General features: G+C 69.0%; 7 protein-coding genes and 5 tRNA genes. 1 reads left to right on the top strand and 11 read right to left on the bottom strand.

Features of this window, described 5'->3' with window-relative positions:
* On the top strand, positions 1-1,012 hold a 1,012-nt coding region (locus D7Y13_RS45990), incomplete at its 5' end, for a HEAT repeat domain-containing protein (protein ID WP_158626179.1).
* Positions 1,013-1,050: 38 nt separating this feature from the next.
* On the opposite strand, the gene D7Y13_RS33930 is transcribed toward D7Y13_RS45990, so the two are convergent.
* From D7Y13_RS33930 to D7Y13_RS33885, 11 genes are all read right to left on the bottom strand, one after another.
* Positions 1,051-1,455 carry a DUF1622 domain-containing protein gene (locus tag D7Y13_RS33930; protein WP_120630905.1) on the bottom strand — a complete coding sequence of 135 codons (405 nt, stop codon included), beginning with the start codon at positions 1,453-1,455 and terminating at the stop codon, positions 1,051-1,053.
* A 442-nt stretch (positions 1,456-1,897) separates the two neighbouring features.
* On the bottom strand, positions 1,898-2,458 hold the full coding sequence (locus tag D7Y13_RS33925; RefSeq protein ID WP_147452553.1) for a hypothetical protein: 561 nt from the start codon (positions 2,456-2,458) through the stop codon (positions 1,898-1,900).
* A gap of 36 nt (positions 2,459-2,494) precedes the next feature.
* Positions 2,495-2,647 carry a hypothetical protein gene (locus D7Y13_RS45985; RefSeq protein WP_158626178.1) on the bottom strand — a complete coding sequence of 51 codons (153 nt, stop codon included), beginning with the start codon at positions 2,645-2,647 and terminating at the stop codon, positions 2,495-2,497.
* A 194-nt stretch (positions 2,648-2,841) separates the two neighbouring features.
* Positions 2,842-2,928: transfer RNA gene (locus D7Y13_RS33920), tRNA-Ser, on the bottom strand.
* Between the two features lie 13 nt (positions 2,929-2,941).
* Positions 2,942-3,028 (bottom strand) — tRNA-Ser (locus D7Y13_RS33915).
* A 6-nt stretch (positions 3,029-3,034) separates the two neighbouring features.
* Entirely contained in the window at positions 3,035-3,502 is a 468-nt protein-coding gene (tadA, locus tag D7Y13_RS33910; RefSeq protein ID WP_120537858.1) for a tRNA adenosine(34) deaminase TadA, read from the bottom strand.
* A 24-nt stretch (positions 3,503-3,526) separates the two neighbouring features.
* A tRNA-Arg gene (locus tag D7Y13_RS33905) sits at positions 3,527-3,603 on the bottom strand.
* Positions 3,604-3,631: 28 nt separating this feature from the next.
* A tRNA-Ser gene (locus tag D7Y13_RS33900) sits at positions 3,632-3,721 on the bottom strand.
* 42 nt (positions 3,722-3,763) lie between these two features.
* Positions 3,764-3,850: transfer RNA gene (locus D7Y13_RS33895), tRNA-Ser, on the bottom strand.
* 126 nt (positions 3,851-3,976) lie between these two features.
* The gene (gene serS, locus D7Y13_RS33890) at positions 3,977-5,257 is read right to left on the bottom strand and encodes a serine--tRNA ligase (protein WP_120537859.1); all 1,281 of its coding nucleotides are present in this window, start codon (positions 5,255-5,257) and stop codon (positions 3,977-3,979) included.
* A gap of 141 nt (positions 5,258-5,398) precedes the next feature.
* A partial coding sequence (locus tag D7Y13_RS33885; RefSeq protein WP_120630903.1) for a tetratricopeptide repeat protein occupies positions 5,399-8,336 on the bottom strand: 2,938 nt, incomplete at its 5' end.

The following is an 8,336-nucleotide window of genomic DNA, read 5'->3' as shown; positions in this document are numbered from 1 at the left end:
CGCCGCTGCCGCCCCCAGCGCGCCCGCGACCGCCGCGTCCCTGTACCTCTTCGAAGGTGTGGAGGTGTTCGGCATCCGCAAGCTTCCCCGGGAGGAATTGCTCCGGCTCATCGCCATGCCCGCGCCCGGTGCGCGCTTCAACCTGGAGGCAGGCGAGTTCACGCCGTACCTGCTGGAGAGCAAGCCCCGCCTCCTGGCGGCGCACCCGCTGCCGTTCTGCCGCTATTCCATGGTCACCTATCCGCCGACGCACACCTTCCGCGTCACGGTGGACCTGGTGGAGCCGGGCGACGAATGGCGGATGCGTTTCGCTCCGGCGCCCACGGGCACGGTGGAGGATCCCGAAGGGCTCATCGCCGCGTGGGGGGCCTACCAGCAGACCTACTGGAAGCTGCGACGCGAGCATGCGGTGCGGGAGACCTCCGTGGGAGGGTGTCTGGCCCTGACCTGTTACGGCGGCTTCAACCACTCCGAGCTTGCGCCGCTCGAAGCGAAGTTCCTCACCGGGGTGCCCCGGAACACCGACGCGCTGGTGCGCGTGCTGCGCGAGGACCGGGACGATGGGAAGCGGATGACCGCCGCCATCCTCCTGTCCTACGTGCGCTCGCGCGAGGAGCTGGTGCGCCACCTCCTGCCTTCCGTGAACGACCCCTACGAGGGCGTCCGCAACGAAGTCCTGCGACTGCTGGGCGCCGTGCAAGAGGGACAGCAAAAGGTCCTCATCCCGCTGGAGCCCGTGCTGGAGGCGCTGTGGTTCCCGCTGTCCAGCGACCGCAACAAGGCGGCCTGGGCGCTGGTGCGCCTGGTGGAGACGGAAGGCGCGGCACGGCGCGAGGCCATCCTCAACCAGGCGGGGGAGGCGTTGGTGGAGATGGCGGGCATGCAGCAGGCCATCGATCGGGAACCCGCGCGCAAGGTGCTGACGGTCCTCGCGGGCCGCGACCTGGGCGAGGACGTGGGTCCCTGGCGTGAATGGGTGGCGCGGACCCGCACCGCGCCTGCCCGCCACTGAAGCCAGACGACCGGCGCGAATGACTTCTCAATGACAGCTCAAGGAGGTGGGGGCTCGCGCCCGCCTCCCTGGGCTTCATCCGCGTCGGGACACTCTCCGTCCTGCCGCCCCTGCTGCCAGGGCCAGCGTCCTTCGATCTCCACCTCCAGCGTGAAGCTGAGAAAGGTCCGGATGAGGACGATGAGGCCCAGGATGAGGACCTGTTGCAGCGTGGGGGACTCGGCGACCGTGCGGATGATGTCCGCCGCCACGAGCAGTTCCAATCCCAACAGGATGGCGCTGCCCAGGTGGTGGCGCAGCACCCGGATGCCATCCCGGCGCCGCGTCCCCCGGTAGCGGACGGCGACCAGCCCCACGGCCGCCACCGACCACACCACCATCACTCCCACCCCCGCGGCCTCGAACAGGCGCGCGGCCAGGGCCACGAAGTCAGTGAATTGCATCGGGCACTCCCCCACGCGGGAGGATGGCGTGCGCACGCGTGCCTGATGAGTGGCGCGGACGGATGCGAGGCGGCGCATGTCCGCCCGCAGGCTCCCGGGATGCTTGTGATTGATGCGCTGTCTACCTGTCTTCCAGGGCTGCTCAATCGTTGGTTTTGTCACACTGCAAGGCAACAACTGACACACGCTCGGTGTTGACGGCCGCGGAGCTTCTGCTCCATTGTCGCCGCGCGAAGTCTCAAGCCGTGGTGAAGACATTCAGGTTCCGCGGGTCCGGGGGGTGCCGTGACGCAGCAGCTCGAATCGCGATGGGTTTGCCCGTCGTGGGCCGGTGACGCCGAGTGATTCGTGAGATCCTCACGGGCCTGCTGTGGCAGGGCCGGATGGCCTTGCGCAGCGGTGACGTGCGCGTCTTCGCCGCGCATGGCTATGTGGATGAAGGCTACCGGCCCTCGCGCGTGCCGTTCTTCTCCGTCGTCGGTCCGCTGGGCCTGCATCCCGAACCCGAGCGCGAGAACGGCCGCACCGCCACCTCCACCGTCCGCATCCCGGGCCACCTGATTGGACGACCGCGCGGCCCTGCGGACAGCGTGCCCGGGGGAGGGGCGCTCAAGCTGCGTCTGGATGGCAGCGCCACCGTCACGCTGACGGGCCTTCCGGGCGGTTCGTTCGGCGCCGCCGCGACGGGCCCCGCGCTGGTCGCGGCGCTGAACACGAAGCTCGCGGACGCGCTCGCCGGAGGCCAGTTCCAGGAGCCCTCCGGGGCGCCGCTCACCGACCCCCTGTTGCTCGCCGCGCTCGCCGCCGTCACCTGCCGGTGGGACGCGGAGGGTGGGCGGATCGCCATCAGCGCGGACCCCGGCATCCCGTCGCTCGACTTCCGCTCCAGCGTGGAGGTGCTGCCCGTGGCCGACAGCATCGCGGACGCACTGGGGCTGGAGCCCCCGGAGCGCTCGCAGGAAGGGCGGACGTACCTGAGCCGGCTGCGGGCGCCCCGGGCCATGACCGTCGACGTGCAGGTGGACCTGTGGGCGGGCTCTCAGGTGGACCTGGCGTCCATCATGGACACCGTCGCGCTCTCCATCCCCACGCGCGGGCAGATGATCCTCCGCCCGTCGCTGCTGGGCGAGGACGTGCTGGAGGGCGCCACGAAGGTGCGCCTGCTGCCGCGCGGTGAACCCACTTTGCTCACGTCGCTGACGCACCTGGAGGCCAGCGATCAGGGCCAGGAGCGCGCTCGCGGGGGCCGCGTGGACCTGACCCCGGGCGCGTCCTGGCTGCCATCCTCCGGCGGCCTGCGCCTGTCCGGCACCGGCACCGCGACCGTGAGCGTCCACCCCACGCCCGTGGTGCCCGACCACAAACTCTGTACTTCGAAGCTAACAACGGAGAGGGTGGGATTCGAACCCACGATACCCTTTCAGATATGCACGCGTTCCAGGCGTGTGCCTTCAACCGCTCGGCCACCTCTCCAAGGACAATGGAGCGGAGAGCGTAGGATTCGAACCTACGGTACCGTTACCGGTACGCCTGATTTCGAGTCAGGTGCCTTCGACCACTCGGCCAGCTCTCCAAGTATTCAGTTTTCACGTCGCTTCGCGCGCAAGCGCTCGAAGAACGTCTTGAGAAGCTGGCGAGAGTCCTCCGCCAGGATACCGCTTGTGACCTGGAGCCGGTGGTTGTGTCGCGGCTCCTCTACGAGATTGTACAGCGAACCGACCGCGCCCGCCTTGGGATCCATCGTACCAAAGACGAGTCGGGTGACGCGAGACTGCACCAGCGCACCGGCGCACATGGCACACGGCTCCAACGTCACGTACAGGGTGACGCCAGAAAGGCGCCAGGCACCGCGTGCTTTCGCAGCGGCATCCAGCGCGAGCATCTCTGCATGGGCGAAGGGGTTTCGGTCGCACTCGCGCCGGTTGAAGCCCGTGCCCACGACGTTTCCGTCCAGCACCGCTACCGCACCGACGGGTACTTCTCCGAGTGAAGCTGCTTCCCGCGCGAGCACAAGTGCCTGCTGCATGAAAGCGATGTCGTCACTCATGAGTCCTGCGCCACAAAAAGAAGATGGCGCTCCCTGGAGGATTCGAACCTCCGGCCTTCGGATTCGTAGTCCGACGCTCTATCCAGCTGAGCTAAGGGAGCAATGTCTTCCGTTACTGCTTACGACTGATGGCGGAGAGAGAGGGATTCGAACCCTCGATACCCTTACGAGTATGCAGGTTTAGCAAACCTGTGCCTTCAGCCTCTCGGCCATCTCTCCAACTCTTCTCTGTCAAAGACCCGCGAAACTCAAGTCCAAAATCGGAGGCGGTAGGATTCGAACCTACGGAAGGCTTTCACCTTCTGCGGTTTTCAAGACCGCTGCCTTCAACCGCTCGGCCACGCCTCCACAACTTGTGCCGTCGGTCCCCCTCGGGCCAACCGCGCCCGTGGGGCCGCCCTTCTACATCATTTCGGTTCGCGTGCAAGATGGTTGTTGGCCCCTTTTCCTGACGGGGCCCCATCTTTTCGCGCGCTACAGGGGGCGAAGCTCCTTCAGGCCGCCCATGTACGGCACCAACGCCTCCGGGATGGCGACGCTTCCGTCCTCCCGCTGGTAGTTCTCCAGGATGGCGATGCTCGTGCGCCCCACGGCCAGCCCGCTGCCGTTGAGGGTGTGCACCATCTGGGGCTTGTCGCCCTTCTGGGCGCGGAAGCGGATCTTCGCGCGGCGGGCCTGGAAGTCGCCGCAGTCCGAGCAGGACGAAATCTCCCGGTACGCGCCCTGGCCCGGCAGCCAGACCTCGATGTCGTAGGTCTTGCGCGCGCCGAAGCCCATGTCCCCGGTGCACAGCAGCATCACGCGGTGGTGCAGCCCCAGCCGGCGCAGGATGTCGCACGCGTCGTCCGTCATGGCCTCCAGCTCCTCCAGGCTCTTCTCCGGAGGGGCGAACTTCACCAATTCCACCTTGTGGAACTGGTGCTGGCGGATGAGGCCGCGCGTGTCGCGCCCCGCCGCGCCGGCCTCCGCGCGGAAGCAGGGGCTGAAGGCGCAGTAGCGGATGGGGAGCTGGTCGCCCTCCAGGATTTCGTCCGCGTGGTAGTTCGTGACGGGCACTTCCGCCGTGGGGATGAGGAAGCGCTCGGGCTCGCCGGACGTCTTGAAGGCGTCGTCCTCGAACTTGGGCAGCTGGCCGGTGCCCATCATCGTCTCGCGCAGCACCAGGTAGGGCGGCAAGAGCTCCGTGTAGCCCTTCTGCGTGTGCACATCGATCATGAAGGTGACGAGCGCCCGCTCCAGCCGCGCCAGGGCGCCCTTGTAGAAGGTGAAGCGGCTGCCGGACACCTTCGCGGCGCGCTCGAAGTCGAGCATGCCCAGCGACTCGCCCAGCTCGAAGTGCTGCTTCGGGGTGAAGAGCAGGTTCGGCTTCTCGCCCCAGGCCTTCACCTGGACGTTCTCGTCCGCGCTCGCGCCCACGGGCACCGATTCGTGGGGCACGTTGGGGATGAGCAGCAGGATGCGGTTGAGCTCCTCCTCCACTTCCTTGAGGCGGGACTCCTTCTCCTTGATCTCCTGGGAGACGCCGCGCAGGTCGCCGCGGAGCTTCTCCATCGCGGACGGATCCTCCTTCGCCTTGCGCTTCATCTCGTCGTTGGCGGCGTTGCGGCGCGCGGCCAGCGCTTCCATGGAGACGTAGAGGTCGCGGCGCTCCAGGAACAGCGCCTGGAAGGGCCCGAGGTCCAGGCTGCCGCCCCGCGTCTTCAGTCGGGCGACGACCGCATCGAAGTTCTGCGCAACGTTCCGGAGGTCCAGCATAGGGGGACGCCTTGTAGTCATCCCGGGCGTGGGCCGGCAAGGCTCACCACGTCCGGCGTGCTCACGGCCGGACGCACCCCGCCCCCACGGCCTGACCGACTGCCCCCGGGGCGGACCCGGAGGCCCGCCCCGGGAGGCCGGTCAGTGTTCGAGGTCGTAGATTTCGTCCTCGATGTCCTTCTTGTCCGCCGCGTCCGGCTTCTTCACCAGGTACTCCTTGAAGGCCGAGATGGCGTCCTTGCGCTTGTTGCGCTCCTTGTAGGCGAAGCCCAGGTAGTAGAAGGGCTGCGGGTTCTCCGGCTCCGCGGCGGTGGCCTTGCGGTACCAGTCGATGGCCTTGGCGTGCTGGGCCTGCTCGGTGAAGGCGCGCGCGACCTTGTAGTAGACGTACGTGAGCTTCGGATCCGCCTTGATGGCCGCCTGGTAGCGGCGCACGGCGTCGTCCCAGCGCGCGGCGTTGAAGAGCGCGTCACCGATGGCGCCCATCACCCGCGTGCGCTGCGGATCCGCCTTGAGCGCGGCCTCGAAGGAGGCGATGGCGCCGTCGAAGTCGGCCTTCTCCAGGAACGCGTGGCCCAGGGCCTCGTGCGCGTCCGCGTAGTTGGCGTCCAGCGCCACGGCGGACTGCCACTGCTCCACGGCCTCCGGCAGCTTCTTCGCGTCGCGCAGGATGACGCCGTAGGCGTAGTGGTAGTCCGGGCGCTTGGGCGCGCGCTCCACCGCGCTCTTCATGCTGTCGAGCGCCTGGGTGTACTCGGAGCGCTTCGCGCGCACGAGGCCCAGGTAGTAGAGCGCCTCGTGGTTGGAGGGCTCGTTGCGCAGCGCGAGGCCCAGGTTGCTCTCCGCGCCGGGCAGGTCGCCCTTCTCCAGGAGCACCGCGCCCAGGGTGATGGGGGTGGTGGTGGAGCGGGGGTCCTCCTGCTTGGCCTTCTCCAGCTCCGCGGCGGCCTCGTCCAGCCGGTGCAGCCGCCAGAGCACGAGCCCGCGCTGCAGCCGTCCGTCCTTCAAGAGGTGCGGATCCAGCTCCAGGGCGCGGTTGGCCTCCGTCTCCGCGCGGGTCGCATCGCCGCCCAGCAGCGCCACGCGCGACAGGCCCAGGTGGGCGTCCGCCAGGTTGGGGTCCAGTTGCACGGCGCGGTCGAACTCCTGCTGCGCCAGCAGGCTGTTGTTCTCCGCGAGCGCCAGCTCTCCCAGACCCGCGTGCACGCCCGCGTGGTCCGGCGCCTGCGCCGCGGCGGCCTCCAGCAGGGCCCGGGCGTCCGCGTTGCGGTGCTGCCGCAGGTACAGGCGGCCCAGGTAGAGGCCGGCGTCCACCAGCTTCGCGTCCGCGGCGGTGGCGCGCTTGAAGTGGCCTTCCGCGTCCACGGGCTTGTCGAGCGCGTCCTCGATGCGACCGTAGAGGTACGCGATGCGCGCCTCGTTGGGGAAGCCCTTGCTGGCGGCCTCCACGGCGGTGAGCGCGTCCTGCATCTTGCCCGTCATCACCAGCGAGGTGATGTGGCCATCCACGTACTCCAGGTTGCCGTTGTCGTCCTTCGCGAGCGACTCGAAGAGGGGCAGCGCGCCGTCGTAGTCCCGCTGCGAGCGCAGCACCTGGGCCAGCTGCGCCTTGATGAAGGTGGAGTCCTTGTTGTCCTTCAGAGCCTCCTTCAGCTCGGCCTCCGCCTCCTTGGGCTTGAACTGCTGGAAGAGGGCCACGCCCTTGAGGCCGCGGGCGCGGGCGCGCTCGGCGGGCCCCAGTTCGCTCTGCAGCTTCAGGGCGCTCTCCACGGCCTGGGCGCCCTGTTCGATGTTCGCCTTGCGCACCAGCAGCTCCACCGCGGCCAGCTCCACCGCGGACGCGGCGTGCTGCGGGTCGGCCTGCAGCGCGGCGGCGTAGGCCTGGGCGGCCTCGTCGGCCTTGCCGGCCGCCTGGTACAGGTTGCCGAGCGCGTGGTGGGCCTTGGCGGACTTCGCGTCGCGCTCCAGCACCTTCTTCAGCGTGGCGATGGCGTTGGCGTTGTCCTTCTGCTGCGCGTAGGTCTCCGCCAGGAGGAAGGCGAGCTCCAGGTCGCCCTGGTTGCCCTCGCGGCTGTACGCGTCCCGCAGGCGGGTCTGCACCTCCGCGCCCTTGCGGGCGTTGAGCGCTAGCCCGGCGCTCGTCTTGAGGACCTCCACGTTCTTCTCGCCCAGCAGCTCGATGGCCTCCACCTGCTTCTGGCAGGTGTTGAGGTCGGCGCGCTCCGCGGCCGCGTAGCGGCGCTGCAGGTAGGCCACCGACTGGCACCAGAGGGCGCGGACCTCCGGGTACTCCTTGCCCTTGAGCACCTGGGCGCTCTTGTCGCGCGCTTCCTGGTAGCTGGCGTAGGTGTCCCTCAGCAGGCCCAGCTTCGCCTCCGCCACGAGCTTCGCCTGGGGGGAGCCCGAGGACACGCTGGCGGGGAAGAACTTGTGGCGGCCGAAGGCGCCGTAGCGGCTGGCCTCGAAGCCCGCGCCCGTGCCCAGCACGAGCACCGACACGCCGGCGGCCACCAGGAAGGGGATGCGCTTCTTCCACTTGAGGTCGGCGGCGCTGCGGTCCACGACGGACACCGCGGCCATGCGGCCTTCATAGAGCTGGCGCAGCCGCTCCATGCTGGCCTGCCCGTTCGCGGGCTCCGTGCCCGCCGTCTCCGTGCCCGCCTGGGCCGCGGAGGCCGCGACGGGGATCGCCTTGGCGGGGCCCTCCATCAGCCGCTGGATGGCGCTGGCGAAGATGGGCACCGTGCCGATGGCGGACCAGCTCTCCGAGTCGGGCGAGACGTCCTCGTTGCCCAGCAGCTGGCCGTCCTCGAGCATCTTGACGATGACGCCCTCTTCGAACGGGCCGAACATCTTCCCGGAGCGCCGGCGCACGTGGAAGCGCTTCACCTGCATGCGCCCGCCGCTGTCCTTGCTGGCGGCGTCGTCGATGAAGCTGAGCATCTCCAGGCCGTCCGTGGGCCCCGCGGCGGGCGGGGGCGGCAGGGGCGCGGAGAGGTCCGCTTCCAGGTCATCCACGGGCGCGGCGGTGGGGTCGAACTCCAGCGCGTCCGGCAGGCCCACCGGGGGAGACGTGGAC

Source organism: Corallococcus praedator, from assembly GCF_003612125.1.
GTDB lineage: Bacteria > Myxococcota > Myxococcia > Myxococcales > Myxococcaceae > Corallococcus > Corallococcus praedator.
This window is presented reverse-complemented; position numbering and strand designations above follow the sequence as displayed.